Consider the following 18,837-nt stretch of genomic DNA (forward strand, 5'->3'; position numbering starts at 1 on the left):
GCGGTCCTTTGTTTTCAGGCGGGGTCCGTGCGATGTTATGCAGCCTCGATCAAACGAAAAAGCAGAGAATATCGCTCACCATGACCGGAAAAACAGATCAGCTTCAGAGTCAGAGTCAGGCTTCGAGCCAGCGCCTGCGCCTCAACCTGCGGCAGCTGGAGGTGTTCGTCGCCACCGCGCGCGAAGGCAGCACCCGTGCCGCAGCCGACCGCATCGCGCGTTCGCAATCGGCCGCGAGCAGCGCGCTGGCCGACCTGGAGTCTTCAGTGGGCGTTTTGCTCTTCGACCGGCTCGGGCGCCGGCTGGTGCTCAACGAGAACGGCCGCGCGCTGCTGCCCAAGGCACAGGCGCTGCTCGATCAGGCGGGCGAGGTCGAGGCGCTGTTCAGCGGCGAGCATGCGGCGCCGCTGCGCGTGGCGGCCAGCTTCACCATCGGCGAGTACCTGCTGCCCGAGAAGGTGTCGCAATGGACGCACCTGCATCCGCAGAGCCAGGTGCACCTGCACATCGCGAACACGCACGACGTGATCCAGGCGGTCGCGGGCTTCGACGTGGACGTCGGCTTCATCGAAGGCCCGCAGACGCACCCCGACCTCGTGGTGCGCGCCTGGCGCGAAGACGAGCTGGTGATCGTCGCCGCGCCCAACCATGCACTGGCGGGCCGTGTCGCCACGCACAGGCAGCTGTCGCAAGCCACGTGGGTGCTGCGCGAGCATGGCTCGGGCACACGGCAGGTAACGGACGCATGGCTGATCCAGAACCTCGAGCAGGTGCGCGTGGGCTTCGAGCTGGGCAGCACCGAGGCGATCAAGCGTGTGGTGGCCTCGGGCACCGGGCTGGCGTGCCTGTCGCGCTACACGGTGGCGCAGGCGCTGGAAGACGGCCACCTGGTCGAGCTGCGCACGCGACTGCCGGCGGGCACACGGCGGCTGGCAACGGTGATGCACCGCGACAAGCTGCTGGGCCGCGCGACGGCCGACTTCCTGCGCCACTGCGGCGCCAGCGTGCCGCGCGCTTCATCGGCGCGCTAGAAAGCCCTCAGCCAGCAGCGCGCAGCACGTTCGCCGTGTGGCGCGCAATGACCGCCTCCTCGTCAGTGCGCAGCACCCACGCGCTGACAGGACTCTCGGCAGTGGTGAGCCGCGCGGCGCCGCTGCGATTAGCGGCCGCATCGACGTTCACACCCAACCATTCGCAGTCTTCGAGGATGCGTTCACGCAGCGGGGCCGCGTTCTCGCCGATGCCGCCGGTGAACACGATGGCGTCGACACCGCGCAGCGCGGCCGCGAGGCTGCCCATGTGCTGCACCACCTGCTCGGCGAAATGCCCGATGGCCTCGGCCGCAGCAGGCTCGGCCGATGCCTCCAGCGCGCGCATGTCGCTCGACACGCCCGAGATGCCGAGCAGGCCCGATTCGCGGAACAGCAGCGCCTCGACCTGGTCAGCCGACATGCCGTGCGAGCGCATCAGGTACAGCACGACGGCCGCGTCGATGTGGCCGCAGCGCGTGCCCATCGTCAGCCCGTCGAGCGGTGAGAAGGTCATGGTCGTCGCAACCGATCGGCCCTGCGCGATGCCGCACATCGACGCACCATTGCCGAGATGCGCGACGATCACGCGCCGCTGCGCCAGCTCGGGCGCGATGCCGGCGAACTGCGCGACGATCGATTCGTAGGAGAGGCCGTGAAAGCCATAGCGCCGCACGCCCGCGTCATGCAGCGCACGTGGCAGCGCGAAGCGGCGGTTGACCTCGGGCTGCTCCGCATGAAAGGCCGTGTCGAAGCACGCGACCTGCGGCACACCTTCGAACGCTGCCATTGCAGCGCGCACGCCCGCAAGGTTGTGCGGCTGGTGCAGCGGAGCCAATGGCTCAAGCTTGGTGAGCGCATCGAGCACCGAGGCATCGATGCGCACCGGCGCAACGAAGTCCGCACCACCATGCACGATGCGGTGCCCGACCGCCGCGATGCGCCGGCCATCGGCCTGCTGCGCATGCCATTCGAGCAAGGCCGCAAGCGCACCTTGATGCGAAGCCTGCGCGCCATCGAGCGCCGCATCGTGCAGCGTCTGCCCCTGGGCATCACGTACACGCAGCCGCGCCTTCAGGCCCGCGCCGAGTCCATCCGCCTGCCCTGACCAACGCGCTGCCGGCAACGAGGCATCGCCGTCACCAGCCGCATCGAACAATGCAACCTTGATCGACGAAGAACCCGCGTTCAGCGTCAGCAGCGAGTCGGTCATGGAATGGCTCAGACGTAGTCCTTGTACTTGTCGAGGAAGCGCACCGGCTTCGACAGCGCGTCGCGGCGGAAGGGGTCGCCCAGCTCGCGCGTGCACATGATCTCGATCACGCAGGTCTTGCCTTCGTTCATCTGCATGTCGATGGCCTTCTTCAGCGCCGGGCCCACGTCTTCGAGCTTGTCGACCACGATGCCCTCGGCGCCCATGGCCTTGGCAATGCCTGCGAAGCTTTCGCTTTCGAGCTCGCCGGCCACGAAGCGACGATTGTAGAAGTCGACCTGGTTCTTCTTCTCCGCGCCCCACTGGCGGTTGTGGAAGACCACGGCCGTCACCGGAATGTCGTGGCGCACGGCCGTCATGATTTCCACCATGCTCATGCCCCAGGCGCCGTCGCCGGCATAGGCCACGGCCGGACGGTCGGGCGCCGCGCACTTGGCGCCGATCATGGTCGGCAGCGAGTAGCCGCAGTTGCCGAAGCTCATCGGTGCGAAGAAGCTGCGCGGCTCCTCGAAACGCAGGTAGCTGTTGGCGATGGCGTTGATGTTGCCGATGTCGGTCGAGACCATCACGCGCGGCGGCATGGCCTTTTCGAGCTCGCGCAGCACCTGGCGCGGGTGCAGGTAGCTGCCGCCGGTGGGCGTCTTCTCGCCTTTGGCTTCCTCGATGGCGTCGAGGCTGAACTGGTCGCGCTCGTGGGTCCACTCGTCGAGCTCTTTTTCCCACGCGGCTTTTTCGGCCTTGATCTTCGCGGCGCGCTCGGCCTTGCTGGCGTCGCAGGCCAGCGTCTTGCCCTGCAGGCGCTTGAGCAGTTCCTTGGCCGTGGCCTTGGCGTCGCCGTGGATGCCAACGGTGATCTTCTTCACGAGGCCGAGGTTGGTGTGGTCGGCCTCGACCTGGATGATCTTCGCGTCCTTCGGCCAGTAGTCCATGCCGTGCTGTGGCAGCGTGCCGAAGGGGCCCATGCGCGAACCGAGCGCGAGCACCACGTCGGCCTGCGCGATGAGCTTCATCGCGGCCTTGGAGCCCTGGTAGCCCAGCGGGCCGGCCCACAGCGGGTGGCTCGCAGGGAAGGAGTCGTTGCGCAGGTAGCCGTTGGCCACCGGCGCACCCAGGCGCTCGGCCAGTGCCTGGCACTCGGCCACCGCATCGCCCATGACCACGCCGCCGCCCGAGAGAATGACCGGAAACTTCGCCGAAGCCAGCAGCTCGACGGCAGCGTTCAGGCTGTTCTCGCCGCCCGCGCCGCGCTCCACGCGCATCGGCTTCGGGATCTCGGTGGTGATCTCGCCATAGAAGTAGTCGCGCGGAATGTTCAGCTGCGTGGGGCCCATCTCGGAGATGGCGCGGTCGAAGCAGCGCGCCGTGTACTCGGCCATGCGCTTGGGGTTGTTCACGTGGCCCTGGTACTTGGTGAACTCCTGGAACATCGGCAGCTGGTTGGCCTCCTGGAAGCCGCCGAGGCCCATGCCCATGGTGCCGGTCTCGGGCGTGATCATCACGACCGGGCTGTGCGCCCAGTAGGCGGCCGCGATGGCCGTCACGCAGTTGCTGATGCCGGGGCCGTTCTGGCCGATCACGAGGCCGTGACGACCCGACACGCGCGCATAGCCGTCGGCCATGTGGGCGCCGCCCTGCTCGTGCACCACCGGAATCAGGCGGATGCCGGCGGGCGCGAAGATGTCCATCGCGTCCATGAAGGCTGAGCCCATGATGCCGAAGATGTCGGTCACGCCATTGGCGACCATGGTCTCTACGAAGGCCTCGGAGGGCGTCATCTTCTGCACGCCGGTGACGGCTTCGCGTGTGGGTGCTGCGGGTTGCTTCTGGCTCATGGAAGGCGTCTCCTGAAGGAAAGTGGGCAGTGGTTGCGCGTCAAAAGTCGGAACTTCTCGTTCCGGATTTCATTCCGGCGGAATATAGGTCGGCATCGCCGCGGCGTCAAACAATTTACAAAAATCGGAACGTATTGTCTTGTTTTTCGTAAAAAGAATATGATCCGGCCCCATGAAGATCGTCAAAGGCCTCTCACCGGAAGCGCAGGAACCGGCGGGCGACACGCCCACCATGCGCCTGTTCGCGCTGCTCGAAGTCATGGCCGCGAAAGACCAGCGCTACTCGCTGCAGGGCCTGGTGGAAGAAACCGGCCTGCCAAAACCCACGCTGCACCGGATGCTCCAGCAGCTCGAAGGCGCGGGCCTGCTGCAGCGCGAAGGCGACGGCCGGCACTACGGCATCGGCACGCGGCTGCGGCGGCTGGCCGAGAACCTGCTGCTCAACGACAGCCTGCACGGTGCGCGCCACACGGTGCTGCGCCAGCTGGTGGAAGAGATCGGCGAGAGCTGCAACCTCACCGCCCTTTCGGGCAGCGAGGTCGTGTACCTCGACCGCGTGGAAACCGCCGCGCCGCTGCGCTTCTACCTGCACTCGGGCTCGCGCGTGCCGGTGCACTGCTCGGCCAGCGGCAAGATCTTTCTTTCGCAGATGAGCGCGGCGCAGCGCCGCCGGCTGCTGTCGAACGCGCCGCTGGAGCCGTACACACCCCGAACGCTGACCGACCCCGAGGCGCTGGAGAAGGAAGTGCAGCGCGTGCGCAAGGACGGCTACGCCATCGACCACGAAGAGTTCCTGCCGGGCCTGCTGTGCATCGCCACGCTGGTGCCTTCGGGCGACGACGCGCCTTCCAACCTGTGCATCGCTGTACAGGCGCCGGTGATGCGTCTCGACGCCGCCAAGGCGAAGACGCTGCTGCCCGCCCTGCAACGCGCCGCACAGGCGCTGAGCCGCATCGATGCCGACGCGGCCCCCGATCGCGCGCAGGCCTGAAGAACCTCACATTCCCCGAAAGCCGCCATGACCGATACCGCCGACCTTCGACCCGACCGGATGCTGAGCGTGCGCGATGTGTTCGGCATCGACACCGACCTGCGGGTGCCAGCCTTCAGCGAACGTGACGACCACGTGCCCGAGGTCGACGCGGTCTACCGCTTCAACCCCGACGTGACGCTCGCCATCCTCGCGGGCTTCACGCGCGACCGGCGCGTGATGGTGCAGGGCCTGCACGGCACCGGCAAGTCGACGCACATAGAGCAGGTGGCGGCGCGGCTGAACTGGCCCTGCGTGCGGCTCAACCTCGACGGCCACATCAGCCGGCTCGACCTCGTCGGCAAGGACGCAGTGGTGCTGCGCGAAGGCAAGCAGGTCACCGAGTTCCAGGAAGGCATCGTGCCGTGGTCGCTGCAACGCCCCGTGGCGCTGGTCTTCGACGAGTACGACGCGGGCCGGCCCGACGTGATGTTCGTCATCCAGCGCATCCTGGAGCGCGACGGAAAGTTCACGCTGATGGACCAGAACAAAGTGCTGCGGCCGCACCCCTTCTTCCGCCTGTTCGCCACCGCCAACACGGTGGGCCTGGGCAACCTCAACGGCCTGTACCACGGCGCACAGCGGCTCAACCATGCGCAGATCGACCGCTGGAACATCGTGGCCTCGCTCAACTACCTGCCGGCCGATGAAGAGATCGCCATCGTGCGGGCGCGCGTGCCATCGTTGGCCGACAAGGCGGGCACGAAGCTGGTCGCGTCGATGGTGGCGGTGGCCGACCTCACTCGCAAGGGCTTCGCGGCGGGCGACCTGTCTACGCTGATGTCGCCACGCACCGTGATCACCTGGGCAGAGAACATCGAGATCTTCAAGGACCCGGCTCTGGCGTTTCGCCTGTCCTTCGTCAACAAGTGCGACGACGCCGAGCGGCCCCTGGTCGCCGAATACTTCCAGCGCTGCTTCGACCGCGAACTGAAGGAGTCGCACCAGCTCTCTGCAGGCCCGCGCGAATGAATGCCGAACCCGCGAGCGCGATGCAGCGCCGCGTGCGGCAAGAAGAACAGGTCGCGGAGCTTTGCGCGGGCGTGGTGCGCGCTTTCAGCGGCGAGCGCGACCTGCACTTTCGCGGCCGGCGGCTGCACCGTGGCCGCGTGGCGCTGCCGTGGTTTGCGCCGCACCTGCATCCCTCGCCCGACACCGACGACTTCGCTTCGTTCCGTGGCGTGGCCGACGGGCTCGCGCTGCGGCTCACCGAATCGGACGCAGCGCTGCACGAAAGCCTGCGCCCCGAAGAGCCGGTCGAACGCATGCTGTTCGAAATGCTCGAGCAGTTCCGCGTCGAGGCGATGGCGCCCGAAGTCATGGCCGGCATGCGGCACAACCTGCGGCACCGGCACGAACAGTGGTCGCTCGCCTTTCATCACTCGGGCCTGACCGACACCGCGCGCGGCCTGCTGCTGTACGCCGTGGCGCAGATCTGCCGCGCCCGCGTCAGCGGCCAGCAGGTGGTGGAAGAAACCGAAGACATGCTCGAAGCCACGCGCTTCGCGCTCGCACCGCTGATCGGCCATGCGCTGGCAGGTTTGCGCAAGGATCGCGCCGACCAGGCCGCCTACGCAGTGCACGCCCGTGCCATCGCGCGCACCGTCGCCGCGATGTTGCACGAAGCCGATGAAGAAGGCAGCAACGCCGCGCGCGACCCGCATGTGGACGACAAGCGCAGCGTGTTCAGCCTCGTGGCCGACATGGACCAGGAGATCGTCGAGCGCTTCACCACCGCCGAGTCGGGCCGCAGCGCGGTGCTCGACGACGCAGGCGGCGCATACCGCGTCTTCTCCAACGCCTACGACCGCGAACACGACGCCGCCACGCTCGCACGCAAGGAAGTGCTCGCCGACCACCGCGAAAAGCTCGATCGCCGCATTGCCGCGCAGGGAGTGAACATCGCCCGCCTCGCGCGTGAACTGCGCGCCCTGCTGGCCGAGCCCGAGCGCGACGGCTGGGACGGTGCCCAGGAAGAAGGCCTGATCGACGGCCGCCGCCTTGCGCAGCTCGTGGCCTCGCCTACCGAGCGCCGCCTGTTCCGCACCGAGCGCATGGAGCCGGTGGCCGACTGCATCGTCACCTTTCTCATCGACTGCTCGGGCTCGATGAAGGAGCATGCCGAGTCGGTCGCGATGATGGCCGACGTGTTCGCGCGTGCGCTCGAACAGGCCGGCGTGACCAGCGAGGTGCTGGGCTTCACCACCGGCGCGTGGAACGGCGGACGCCCGCAGCGCGAATGGGTGCGCGCCGGCCGGCCACCGCATCCGGGCCGGCTCAACGAGCGCTGCCACCTCGTCTTCAAGAGTGCTGCTACGCCATGGCGGCGCGCACGCCCCGCAATGGCGGCTCTGCTGAAAGCCGACCTGTTCCGAGAAGGCATCGATGGCGAGGCCATCGACTGGGCGTGCATGCGGCTTCGCCAGCGCAGCGAGGCGCGCAAGCTGCTGCTCGTGATTTCCGACGGCTCGCCGATGGACAGCGCCACGCATCTTGCCAACGACGCGCACTACCTCGACCACCACCTGCGCGACGTGGTCGCGCGCCAGGAGCAGCGCGGCGACATCGCCATCGCAGGCATCGGCGTGGGCCTCGACCTGAGCCCCTACTACAGCCGCAGCCACGTGCTCGACCTGGCCACCTCCAGCGGCAACACCATCTTCCGCGAGGTGATCGAACTCATGGCCGGACGCCATCGCCGCTGAGGCCTCCAACCTGAGACGTTTGGCATTACATCCAAGTCCCTGATTGACAAAGGGCACCCAGCGTTCTTACATTGCGTTTCACATCCGGGAACGCAGTTCCAATATTTGGAACATCGGATATCCCATAGAAAGCCTCATGGACTCCACGCTTGCCAAGGGCCTCGCCGCCATCGAATGGATGGTGCGCCAGCAGCGCGACTGCCGCGTCACCGAACTGGCCCAGGCCTTTGGCATGGCACGCAGCAATGCGCACCGCACGCTGCAGACGCTCGTCGAATGCGGCTGGGCCGTGCAAGACCCGGACACGAGCGCCTACCGGCCGAGCCTGCGGCTGTTCGAGCTGGGGGCCATGGTGTCCGATGCATCGGACATCGGCGCGCTGCTGCGGCCCCACCTCGCGCTGCTGGCACAAGCCACGGGCGAGACCATCCACCTCGCAGTGCTGGACGACGCCGAGATCGTCTACCTCGACAAGTTCGACAGCCCGCTGCCCGTGGCCGCGTACTCGCGCATCGGCGGTCGTGCGGCGGCGTACTGCGTGGCCTCGGGCAAGGCGCTGCTCGCTGCAGCCGCGCTCGACGTGCCGGCGCTGCAGGAGCGGCTGGGCACCTTGGTTGCACACACAAAGAACAGCATCACCGACTTCGACGCCCTCTTCAGCGAACTGGAACGCTCGCGCGCCCGCGGCTATGCCGAGAACCGCGAGGAGTGGCGCATCGGCGTCTGCGGCCTCGGCGTGCCCGTGCTCAATGCGCGCGGCGAAGCCGTGGCGGCCGTCGGCATGAGCGTGCCCTCGATCCGCTTTGCGCGCACACAGGCACGCGGGCTGGCCGATCACCTGATGGCCTGCGCGCGCGACGCCAGCGTCACGCTGGGCTATCGCTTGAACGCCGCACCGGCCGTGCCGTTGCCGTCGACGCCCATCACAAAGAGAAGGAGATCCGAATGAAGTTGTTCTTCGCCCCCTGGCTGCACGCCGGGCTGCTGGCTCTCGCCGCCTTGTCGTCGCCCTTCGCCGCACAGGCGCAGAACGGCAGCGACTACCCGACGAAGCCGATCCGCCTGATCGTGCCCTACCCGCCCGGCGGCGGCACCGACGTGATCGCGCGCATCGTGCAGGAGCGCTTTCAAACGCTGCTGGGCCAGCCGGTGCTGATCGACAACCGCGGTGGCGCAGCCGGCTCCATCGGCACCGAGGTGGTTGCCAAGTCGGCGCCCGACGGCTACACGGTGCTGTTCACTCTGTCTTCGCACACCATCAACCCGGCCATCTACGCCAAGCTGAGCTTCGACACCGCGAAAGACTTCGCTCCGGTCGGCATGGTCGCCTCGCTGCCGCAGATCCTGGTGGCCAACACGCAGTTCGCGCCCAACACCGTGGCCGAACTCATCGCGCTGGCCAAGGCCAAGCCCGACAGCATCGCCTTCGCCTCGGTGGGCAACGGCTCGCCCGGGCACCTGGCGGGCGAGCTGCTGAAGCTGCGCACCGGCACGCACATGACGCACATTCCCTACCGCGGCGGCGGCCCGGCCGTGACCGACGTGATGGGCGGGCAGGTGCCGCTGCTGTGGGTGTCGATTCCGGCGGCCGCGCAGTTCGTGAAGGCAGGCAAGCTCAAGGCACTCGCGGTGTCCACCACCAAGCGCAGCGCGGCCTTCCCCGACGTGCCGACGATGCAGGAAGCCGGCGTGCCCGACTTCGACGTGGACTCGTGGTACGCCGTGTTCGTGCCCGCGAAGACGCCGCAGCCCGCCATCGACAAGCTCAACCGCGTGATCAACACCGTGGTGAAGGAACCGGACATCCGCGACAAGCTGCTCGCACAGGGCAGCGAAGGCGTCGGCGGCACGCCAGAGCAACTCGGCAAGGTCGTCACTACAGAACTCGTGCGCTGGCAAAAGCTCGCCAAGGAAGCCAGCATCAAGGTCGATTGATCGACACGGACAGACTCATGGAAAACGCAGCCCCCTCTTCCCCCATCGCCGAACTCGTGGCGCGCGCACGCGCCGCGCAGCGCATCTACGAAACCTGGTCGCAGGCACAGGTCGACACCGCCGTGGTCGCGGCCGGCTGGGCCATCATCGAGCCGGCGCGCAACCGCGAGCTGGCCGAACTGGCCGTGGCCGACACCGGCGTGGGCAACGTCGAGGACAAGGTGCGCAAGAACCACCGCAAGACCTTCGGCCTGTTGCGCGACCTGCACGGCGCGCGCTCGGTCGGCGTGATCGCAGAAGACCCGGTGCGCGGCATCGTCGAAATTGCGCGGCCCGTGGGCGTGGTGTGCGCCGTCACGCCATCGACCAACCCGGGCGCCACGCCGGCCAACAAGATCATCAATGCGCTCAAGGGGCGCAACGCGGTCATCGTCGCGCCATCGCCCAAGGGCTGGTCAACGGCGGCGCGGCTCATCGAATTCATCCACCAGCAGTTCGACCGCATCGGCGCGCCGCGCGACCTGGTGCAACTGCTGCCCTCGCCGGTCAACAAGCAATCGACGGCGGAGCTGATGCGCCTGTGCGACCTGGTGGTTGCAACCGGCTCGCAGGCCAACGTGCGCGCGGCCTATGCGAGCGGCACGCCGGCCTTCGGCGTGGGCGCGGGCAACGTGGCGGGCATCGTCGATGAAACGGCGGACATCGCCGCAGCCGCCGACCGTATCGTGCGTTCGAAGACTTTCGACAACGCGACCAGCTGCTCGTCGGAAAACAGCCTCGTCATCGTCGACGCAGTGCGCGCGCAGACGCTCGCCGCGCTGAAAGACCGCGGCGCCGTCATGCTCGCCGACGCGCAGAAGGCCACGCTGCAGGCGCTGATGTGGCCCGAGGGCAAGCTCTCGCCCGCCGTCATCGGCCAGTCGGCACGCACCATCGCCGAGCGGGCGGCCGCCATCGACGGCGCCAACCGCGCCGCCTGGCTGGCAATTGCCGATGCCGATCCGCGCATCCTCATGGTGGCCGAAGACGGCGTGGGCCACGACCATCCGTTCTCGGGCGAGAAGCTGAGCCCGGTGCTCGCGGTGTATGCGGCGCGCGACTTCGCGCACGCCATGGCCACCGTCGAACGCATCTACGCGTACGAAGGCGCGGGCCACTCGGTGGGCCTGCACAGTGCGGTGCCCGAACGCGCGCTCACGCTGGGCCTCACGCTGCCGGTGTCGCGCGTCATCGTCGACCAGGCGCACTGCATTGCCACCGGCGGCAGCTTCGACAACGGCCTGCCGTTCTCTCTGTCGATGGGCTGTGGCACCTGGGGCAAGAACAACTTCTCGGACAACATGAACTACCGCCACTACCTGAACATCACGCGCGTGTCGCGGCCGATTCCGGAGAAGGTGCCGAGCGAGGAAGAAATCTTCGGCGCCTTCTTCGCCGAGCACGGCGCGAAGTAAGCATGACGGCGGCTGCAACAACGGTTCATGCGCTGATCGAGCAACAGGCGCGGCAGCAGCCGCACGCGGTGTATGCCCGCGCCACCGAGACCGAACGCCACCTGGGCTACGGCGAGCTCGCGACCGGTTGCCGCCGCGTGGCGGCCGTGCTGCGCGGCCTCGGCATGCAGCCCGGCGACACGGTGTCCGTCGTCATGCCCAACGGCCTGCAGACCCTGCGGCTGCTGCTGGGCGCGATGCACGGCGGCTTCTGCGTGAACCCGGTCAACCTGCTCTCGCAGCCGGAGCAGATGCGCTATGTGCTCTCGCACTCCGACTGCCGTGTGGTCTGCGTTGCGCCCGAGTGGGAAGAGCGTGTGCGCGGCATCGTCGAAGGCTTCGACCGGCCCGTGACGCTGGTCGTGGTCGACCCCGAAGGCGATGCATTGCCCGACGAGGAAGAACCGGCCGTCGACACACCGCCGCCCTCGCCCGATGCCGTCGCGCTGCTGATGTACACCTCCGGCACCACGGGCGTGCCCAAGGGCGTGATGCTCACGCAGCGCAACCTCGCGGCCAACGCGCACGCCATCAGCGTCGAGCACGCGCTGCGCCCCTCCGACCGTGTGCTCGCCGTGCTGCCGCTGTATCACATCAACGCCTTTGCCGTGACCATGCTCGCGCCGCTCGCGCACGGCGGCAGCCTGGCGATGCCACCGAAGTTCTCGGCCGGCCGCTTCTGGGAGCAGGCCACGCAAACGCAGTGCAGCTGGATCAACGTGGTGCCCACCATGATCTCGTACCTGCTCGAAGGCCCGAAGCCGCCGCTGGCGCAGACGCTGGCCATCCGCTTCTGCCGTTCGGCATCGGCTGCGCTGCCGCCCGAGCACCTGCGTGCGTTCGAGCGGATGTTCGGCATCGGCATCGTCGAAACCATGGGCCTCACCGAGACGGCCGCGCCCTCGTTCTCCAACCCCATGGACCCGGCCGCGCGCAAGCTCGGTTCGGTGGGCCGCGCGTCGGGCTGCATGGCCGGCGTGGTCGATGCCAAGCTCGCAGCTGTGCCCACCGGCGTGACCGGCGAGATCGTGATCCGCGGGCCCAACGTGATGCTCGGCTACTACAAGAACGAGGAAGCCACCCGCGCAAGCTTCACGCCCGATGGCTGGCTGCGCACCGGCGACCTCGGCCATCGCGACGAGGACGGCTTCTTCTTCGTCACCGGCCGCATCAAGGAGCTGATCATCAAGGGCGGCGAGAACATCGCGCCGCGCGAGATCGACGAAGCCCTGCTGCAACATCCCGCCGTGCTCGAAGCCGCTGCCGTAGGCGTGCCCGACCGCCACTACGGCCAGGAGATCGGCGTGTGCATCGTGCTGCGCGAAGGCTGCGCCTGCACCGAAGACGAGCTGCGCGAGTTCAGCGCCACCGCGCTCGGCCGCTACAAGGCGCCCGGCCACTACCGCTTCGTGCAAGACCTGCCACGCGGCCCCTCTGGAAAGGTGCAGCGCCTGAAGCTGTTGCCGCTTTTCGAGGTATGACGGCGGCTGAACTGCTGGTGCCGCCGCTGGCGCCGGTAACGCTGGTCTACAGCCTGTGCGTGGTTTTCGCGGCGGGCATCGTGCGCGGCTTCGCGGGCTTCGGCTTCTCGGCCATCACCGTGGCGGGCATGTCGCTGGTGGTGTCGCCCGCGCTGGTCGTGCCCGCGATCTTCATGCTCGAAATCCTGGCAAGCCTGAGCCAGCTGCGCGGCATCGCGCGCGATGTCGACATGCCTTGGCTCAGCTGGCTGATGCTGGGCAACCTGATCTGCATTCCCATCGGCGTGGCGCTGCTCGCATGGCTGCCCGAGACGCCGCTGCGCCTGCTGATCGGCGCGCTGCTGATGGCGGCCGCGCTGCTGCTGCGCGGCGGCGCGCACGTCACGCTGGTGCCCACGCGCGGCGTGCGGCTGGCGGCAGGGCTGGCCTCTGGCTTCATCAATGGCGTGGCGGCCATCGGCGGCATCGCTATCGCGGTGTTGCTCAGCACGGCGAAGATGGCACCGGCCGCGCTGCGGGCCACGCTGATTGCGCTGCTGCTGTTTAGCGACGTGGTGTCGCTGATCTGCGCGGCGCTGATGCCTTCTTCAACCCACGCGTCCGGCAACCTGCTGGGGCCGGACACGCTCAAGTGGGCGCTGTGGCTCGCACCAGCGATGCTTGCCGGCATCTGGTACGGACAGCGTTCGTTCAAGGGCGTGTCGCCGGAGCAGTTCAGGAGGCATGTGCTGAATCTGCTGATTGCGCTGGCGCTGGTGAGTGTGGTGCGGTCGGTGGTGGGGCTGATCGGGTGAGCCATCCCCCTCACGGGCGCGGAAATGCTCAGGTGCCGAACGGGTAGATGCGTCAGCCGCCCGGTGCAGGCGAAGTCCGGGCCACGCCTAGTTTCAACGGCCTCGCTGTAAACCCTCCAGCTTTAACACGCCGTGCTCAGACGAGCTCCGGCCTCAATGACGATCTGCTTGAAGACAGTGGCGTAGTCTGGTCTGCCCGTAGTTCGCGCAAGGAACGCGTCAAACCCAGCCTCGTCCGGAATACAGAACAGGATGCGCTCGGGTTGGTTGGCTCTCAGCACTTCCTCGAAGGCATCGAGGTTGCTGTTACCCGCATAACCCCAATCACCAAAGAGCGCTTCCCCCAGATGGCAATAAAAGTCTTCTATTGCTTGCAGCCCTGTCACGCTCAGCACCACACGCTCTGTTACCAGTACCTGCCGCCAGTTTCGAGATGCAGCCAACTTCATGCAGGCCTCGATCCACGAGGGCCTGTACAACGGATTCAGCGCACGCCACCCAACGGGAACGCCGCCCAGCCAAGCATCCAGGATAAGAGCAAGCGGCATGCGGGCCCAGCCAACCGAGATGAGCCAATGGTGACGCGTTCCCGCGCGATGCAGCAGTTGCTTGCAATGGATTCCCGCGACGTCCACCTCGATATCACCGATGACTCTGCAGATCGTGTAGACAGCCCCCTCTCTCAACGCCGGGCAGTTTTTCGGCGCCTCCATGCCTTCGATGACAAGGAGCAAGTCTTCGGTCTCGGTGCCTTCTTTTTCGACACACCCGTCGGGCAGCCCCTCGACCAAATCAAAGAATAGGACGATGTCGTCGCCATTCGACTCGCTCCGCAAGCAGTATTTCTTTTCAGGCAGAGGCTTTGAGGGCTTGGGCGCGTTGTCAGTCATTGAGTTCATAGGAGTAGCACGACTAGGGCTTCGCCTTCGCAGGCACCATCGCCCCCGCGTCATAAGCCTCGCTGTAGACCTCCCAGTCGCTCTCGACCTGCGCCGCGCACTGGTGCGCCGCATCCAGCAGGTCGCGCCGCCACGACTTCGCCGAAGCGCCGAAGTCGACCAGCGCATCCGCGATGGCCGAACCCTGGCGTCCTGAGCTGCGCAGGTGCGCCCAGGCCATCATCTGCCCCATCTCCCCGATCACGTCGCGGACCTGGTCGAGCCCGGTGTGGCGCACGTCGAGGGTCACCCGGTCTTCGCTGGGCTGCAGGTCGCGCAGCACGTAGGAAGACTTGCCGTCGACGATCGGGTGCAGGAAGGCCATCGACACGGCCTGCATGCGGCGCTGCAGCCCCACGATGCGGTGCGCATTCGACGGCCATGCGGGCTGCTTGATCTTCTTCAGGTGCGGCACTAGCGACGACACGGGTGCCTGCTTCAGGTCGAGCAGGTAGTTGCCGTCGGGCGATCCCTTGCCTTTGACGAGGACAACATAGCGCTCCACGCCCAGGCTGCCGGTGCCGGCGATGCGCCGCGCCACGTCGAGCACCTTGAAGAAGTCGGGGTTGTCCTGCGTTGCCGCGAATGCGCCGATCAGATTCTTCGCCCGTTCACGCCCGACCTTGTCGACTGGCAATGCATGCTCGCCGTCGCGCAGGATGCTTCGGCGACCGTTCTTCCGTTCGGTGCGCTTGTTCAGGAAATCGGGGCGGCTGCGGGCCTTGAGTTTCGCGAGCAGTTCATGGATCAGGCCACTGGCTGTGTCGCGCTCCACCCAACGGGCCTTGCCGAGCGCCAATGCGCCGGCATAGCCTTCAAGAAACACCTTGCACAGCGCATTCGCATCGTCGCGCGAGGCGCGCAGGCTGTCGCCGGCCACCAGGATGCTCGTGAGGAAGCGCACCAGCTCCCACGTCACCGGCGCGAGTGCCGCTTCATCGAAGTCGTTGAGATCGAAGTACGCGAGCCGGTTGTCGCCCTTGTAGCTGCCGAAGTTCTCCAGATGGGCGTCGCCGCACAGCCATGCCGTCGGCGCCTTGACGAACAGCGCATCGGCCGGCAGGCGGTCGTAGAACAGGTGGCAGGTACCGCGCAGGAAGACAAACGGACTGGAGCGCAGCTTCTCGTACTTCATCGCCAGGCGCTCGGGGTCGCGACCGGCGTTGAAGTTGCGGATGGTTTTGACGACATTCGCCATGGCGTTGCTTCTCCCGGTTGGTGAGCGGCAGATTCTCGTTCAACGCGCGCGGCGCGGTGTCGTATCGTTGCGGGTGCATCGACTCCTGGCTCCTCCGCCCGACATGCCTTCCGCAATGCCTTCCGACAGTGCCACGCGCGCCCTCACCGTCCCCATGGGCAGCGTGGCCGTCGCCGATCTGCCACGCAGCGCAAGCTCTCCGTTCTTCGAGCGCCTGCGCGCCGCCGCCGCGCAGGTCAACCTGCGTGCGCCCGACCCACGGCAGGCGGCGCGCTGGCACTCGCACACCATTGGCGGTGTCCGGCGGCGCCTTGCGCAACCCCTGACCTTCACGCCCTATGCGGCCGTTCAGCCATGCTCGGCGCGCTGCGGCTTCTGCTCGGAAAATCTTCGCAAGGCCGATGGCGGTGTGCCGGCCTCCCGGCTGCGGCCGGACGGCACGTACTTCGACGGTCTTGCCCGTGCGCTTCGGGCCTTGCGCGGCGTGCCGCTCTCGTGGTCGCTCTCGGGCCTGGAGACCAGCGACGACGCCGGCTGGATGCTGCAACTGCTGGCCACGCTGGCCGCGGCCGAAGCAAGCGACGGCCCACGCGTCGAAGACCGCGTGCTGTACACCAACGGTGCCGGCTTTGCAAAGACAGGCAGTGCCATCCTGCAGCGTGCGCTGCAAGACTTCGGACTGAGCTGGCTCGAACTGTCCCGCCACCACCACGAAGGTGCAACCAACCAGGCCATCATGCGTTTCAGGCCCGGGCTGGAAATCAGCGATCAGGTGGTATTCGAACGCACTGCACGGCAACTGGCCGATGCGATGCCGTTGCGCCTGGTGTGCATTCTTCAGTGCAGCGGCATCGCACGGCCGCAGGACGTCTCGGCCTATCTCTCGTGGGCGCAGCAGCACTGCGGCGCAGGCACTGTCGTCTTTCGTGAGTTCTCCCGGCTCGACGGCAGCTACCGGGACAACGCCACGGCGCGCTACCTGCACGCCCAGCGGGTGCCAATGGACGCGCTGCTGACAGCCTGCCTCGACGACGCCGCCGTCTCGCGCGGATGGACGGTCGAGAGCCTGACCGAGGGCTACTACTTCTGGAACCTGCGCCTGCGCACCGCGAATGGCCTGTCCGTGATCTTCGAGAGTTCCGACTACGGCGCCATGCACGCGCGCCATGCGACTGAAGACATCTACAAGCTGGTCTACTTTCCCGATGGACGGCTGTGCGCCGGCTGGGAGCCCGGGCGCGACGTGCTGCTCGACACCCGTTCGATGCAGGTGCATGCCGATGCCTAGCCACAGCTGGCTGATGCTCGACCACGAGTCGCCGCTCCACCGCCTGCCCGACGACCTGCGTGCGCGCGACCCGCTGGGCGCGCGCGACTGCGGGTGGGTCGAGCAGATGACGCCGTTCGTGCGCCAGTTCTCGCAGCGCGGCGACACGGTCTTCGATCCCTTCGCGGGCTTTGGCACGACCTTGCTTGCGGCGCGCCTGGAAAACCGACTGGCGGCAGGCTGCGAAATCGACGCGGACCGCATTCAGCTCACACACGAACGGCTGACGCGCCACGGCATCGGCGACAGCGACATCACCCTGCTGCACGGCTCATGCGACACGCTCGACACCGCCGCGCTGCAGCCCTTCGAGCTTTGCCTTACCAACGTGCCCTATTTCGGATGCCAGTGGTCGGGCGCCTCCACGGCTTCGCAGCTCTACGACAGCCGCAGCTATGCGCAGCACCTGGAGGGCCTGCGCAACGTGTTCCACGCCGTTCGCACGCGCTTGCGCGAAGGCGGCCATTGCATTGCGATGGTGCAGAACATTCGCCTCGGCGATCGCGTGCTGCCCCTAGCCTTCGATCTCGCACGCATCCTCGGTGCGCTCTTCACCATGGAAGAAGAGCGTGTGCTGATCTATCCGCATGAGAGCGAAGCGACTGCCGTCAGCGAAGCTTTCCCAGCGCGCACGGATCGCCGCCACGAATACGCGCTGGTGTTTCGCAAGCAGCGCGCGCGCATCGACCTGGAGGGCACGGCCCGGTTGCTCGACGCCCTCCGCACACAGGGCCATGTCTTCACCCTGATCGGCAGCTTCGCGCGATGGCTGCACGACCCGCAAGGCACATCGCCGGCCGATGCGGACATTCGCGTCGACCCCGATCCACAGCGCCTGGATGCGCTGTTGCATGAACTGCGCAACCAGGGCTTCGCGCTGACGAGCTGGGACGAACCCGTCGCCCTTCCCCTTCATTTCGAGAGCTACCGCGGGCGCTATTACTTCCGCGCGGAAAGAATCGACAGCGCCGGCGCCATGGTGAGGCTGGACATCGGCTACGAAGAGTAAGAGCAGGCCGGCAAGCTCAGAGCAGCCCGCTCATCTTCGTCGCCGCCGCCTTCAGCGCATCGATGCGCTTCACTGCATCGTCCATCGACATGCGCGCGGTCGGCGCATGCACCGCCAGCGCGGCGCGCACCGCGCCCGCCGCATCGCACACCGGTACGGCCACGGCCACCAACCCGGCGATGAACTCTTCGCGGTCGCACGAGTAACCACTCTTCGCAATCGCCTCGCACTCGGTGCGCAGCGCAGCGGCCTTGGTGATGGTGTTGGCCGTCATGCGTTCCAGCGGCAGCTTGTCGATGAGCGCATCGCGCTCCTTCTTCGGCATCTGCGCGAGAAACAGCTTGCCGCTGGCGGTGCAGTGCAGCGGCACGTGCGAGCCCACGTCGAGCGTCAGCCGCAGCGGCCATTGCGCTTCCACGCGGTCGAGGTAGAGCACCTGCGCACCATCGAGCGTGGTGAGGTTGCAGGTTTCGCCCACCTGGCGCACCAGTTCCGACAGCACCTCGTGCCGCAACCCGCGCACCACGCCGTGGTTCAGCGTGTCGAAGGCGAGCTTGCGCAGCGCGGGGCCGACACTGAACGAGCGCTCGTCCACGTCGCGCGCCAGGAAGCCGGTGGCCAGCAGCTGGGTGCAGATGCGGTGCGCCGTGCCCTTGGGCAGGCCGAGCTGCGCGGCCAGTTCGGCAAGCGTGAGCGCGCGGCCTTCGTTGGCCAGCAGCGCCAGCAGACGCAGGCTGCGCTCGGCCGACGAACCGGAGCCGGAAGCGGACTCCGCCTCCTCTGGAGAAATCACTGCTGAGATCACTGCGGCAGACGTGCGCGCGGAACGGGGCATGCGGGTAAACCTTAAAAAT

Annotated in this window: 16 protein-coding genes; 11 read left to right on the top strand and 5 right to left on the bottom strand. The window is 67.2% G+C overall.

Annotated elements, in window-relative coordinates:
* Positions 1 to 80 precede the first annotated feature (80 nt).
* On the top strand, positions 81 to 1,031 hold the full coding sequence (locus ACTG4X_RS24510) for a LysR family transcriptional regulator (protein WP_093059502.1): 951 nt from the start codon (positions 81 to 83) through the stop codon (positions 1,029 to 1,031).
* 7 nt (positions 1,032 to 1,038) lie between these two features.
* Here the strand turns inward: ACTG4X_RS24510 and ACTG4X_RS24515 are convergent, their stop codons facing one another.
* Together ACTG4X_RS24515 and xsc are read right to left on the bottom strand one after the other, a co-directional pair.
* On the bottom strand, positions 1,039 to 2,241 hold the full coding sequence (locus tag ACTG4X_RS24515) for an acetate/propionate family kinase (protein ID WP_307614901.1): 1,203 nt from the start codon (positions 2,239 to 2,241) through the stop codon (positions 1,039 to 1,041).
* An 8-nt stretch (positions 2,242 to 2,249) separates the two neighbouring features.
* Complete coding sequence (gene xsc, locus ACTG4X_RS24520; RefSeq protein ID WP_093059498.1) at positions 2,250 to 4,073, bottom strand: sulfoacetaldehyde acetyltransferase; 1,824 nt, start codon at positions 4,071 to 4,073, stop codon at positions 2,250 to 2,252.
* A gap of 172 nt (positions 4,074 to 4,245) precedes the next feature.
* Between xsc and ACTG4X_RS24525 the strand changes: the two genes are divergently transcribed.
* The 8 genes from ACTG4X_RS24525 to ACTG4X_RS24560 all read left to right on the top strand — a co-directional run bounded on the left by ACTG4X_RS24525 (position 4,246) and on the right by ACTG4X_RS24560 (position 13,511).
* On the top strand, positions 4,246 to 5,064 hold the full coding sequence (locus tag ACTG4X_RS24525; RefSeq protein ID WP_093179954.1) for an IclR family transcriptional regulator: 819 nt from the start codon (positions 4,246 to 4,248) through the stop codon (positions 5,062 to 5,064).
* Positions 5,065 to 5,091: 27 nt separating this feature from the next.
* Positions 5,092 to 6,075, top strand: a complete 984-nt coding sequence (locus ACTG4X_RS24530) for an AAA family ATPase (protein ID WP_440532122.1) — start codon at positions 5,092 to 5,094, stop codon at positions 6,073 to 6,075.
* Positions 6,072 to 7,808, top strand: a complete 1,737-nt coding sequence (locus ACTG4X_RS24535; protein ID WP_440532123.1) for a cobaltochelatase CobT-related protein — start codon at positions 6,072 to 6,074, stop codon at positions 7,806 to 7,808. The genes ACTG4X_RS24530 and ACTG4X_RS24535 overlap by 4 nt, the downstream gene beginning before the upstream one ends.
* Positions 7,809 to 7,944: 136 nt before the next feature.
* Complete coding sequence (locus ACTG4X_RS24540) at positions 7,945 to 8,757, top strand: IclR family transcriptional regulator (RefSeq protein ID WP_440532124.1); 813 nt, start codon at positions 7,945 to 7,947, stop codon at positions 8,755 to 8,757.
* Entirely contained in the window at positions 8,754 to 9,743 is a 990-nt protein-coding gene (locus tag ACTG4X_RS24545) for a tripartite tricarboxylate transporter substrate binding protein (protein ID WP_093082090.1), read from the top strand. The genes ACTG4X_RS24540 and ACTG4X_RS24545 overlap by 4 nt, the downstream gene beginning before the upstream one ends.
* A 17-nt stretch (positions 9,744 to 9,760) precedes the next feature.
* Positions 9,761 to 11,197, top strand: coding sequence for an acylating sulfoacetaldehyde dehydrogenase (gene sauS / locus ACTG4X_RS24550; RefSeq protein ID WP_093179982.1), 1,437 nt, complete (start codon positions 9,761 to 9,763; stop codon positions 11,195 to 11,197).
* 2 nt (positions 11,198 to 11,199) lie between these two features.
* Positions 11,200 to 12,717 carry an AMP-binding protein gene (locus ACTG4X_RS24555; protein ID WP_440532125.1) on the top strand — a complete coding sequence of 506 codons (1,518 nt, stop codon included), beginning with the start codon at positions 11,200 to 11,202 and terminating at the stop codon, positions 12,715 to 12,717.
* Positions 12,714 to 13,511, top strand: coding sequence for a sulfite exporter TauE/SafE family protein (locus tag ACTG4X_RS24560; RefSeq protein WP_093082085.1), 798 nt, complete (start codon positions 12,714 to 12,716; stop codon positions 13,509 to 13,511). The genes ACTG4X_RS24555 and ACTG4X_RS24560 overlap by 4 nt, the downstream gene beginning before the upstream one ends.
* 122 nt (positions 13,512 to 13,633) lie before the next feature.
* Here the strand turns inward: ACTG4X_RS24560 and ACTG4X_RS24565 are convergent, their stop codons facing one another.
* Both ACTG4X_RS24565 and ACTG4X_RS24570 read right to left on the bottom strand, forming a co-directional pair.
* Positions 13,634 to 14,401 carry a hypothetical protein gene (locus tag ACTG4X_RS24565; protein WP_440532126.1) on the bottom strand — a complete coding sequence of 256 codons (768 nt, stop codon included), beginning with the start codon at positions 14,399 to 14,401 and terminating at the stop codon, positions 13,634 to 13,636.
* A 22-nt stretch (positions 14,402 to 14,423) separates the two neighbouring features.
* On the bottom strand, positions 14,424 to 15,647 hold the full coding sequence (locus ACTG4X_RS24570) for a DUF2252 domain-containing protein (RefSeq protein WP_440532127.1): 1,224 nt from the start codon (positions 15,645 to 15,647) through the stop codon (positions 14,424 to 14,426).
* Between the two features lie 115 nt (positions 15,648 to 15,762).
* Between ACTG4X_RS24570 and ACTG4X_RS24575 the strand changes: the two genes are divergently transcribed.
* A complete protein-coding gene (locus ACTG4X_RS24575) occupies positions 15,763 to 16,935 on the top strand; it encodes a hypothetical protein (protein ID WP_440532128.1) in 1,173 nt (390 codons plus the stop codon).
* A complete protein-coding gene (locus ACTG4X_RS24580) occupies positions 16,928 to 17,983 on the top strand; it encodes a DNA methyltransferase (protein ID WP_440532129.1) in 1,056 nt (351 codons plus the stop codon). The genes ACTG4X_RS24575 and ACTG4X_RS24580 overlap by 8 nt, the downstream gene beginning before the upstream one ends.
* A 16-nt stretch (positions 17,984 to 17,999) precedes the next feature.
* Here ACTG4X_RS24580 and ACTG4X_RS24585 read toward each other — a convergent pair whose 3' ends face one another.
* A complete protein-coding gene (locus ACTG4X_RS24585; protein ID WP_440532130.1) occupies positions 18,000 to 18,818 on the bottom strand; it encodes an IclR family transcriptional regulator in 819 nt (272 codons plus the stop codon).
* Positions 18,819 to 18,837: the final 19 nt, after the last annotated feature.

Origin of the sequence: Variovorax sp. YR566 (genome assembly GCF_051992195.1) — a bacterium.
Lineage (GTDB): Bacteria > Pseudomonadota > Gammaproteobacteria > Burkholderiales > Burkholderiaceae_C > Variovorax.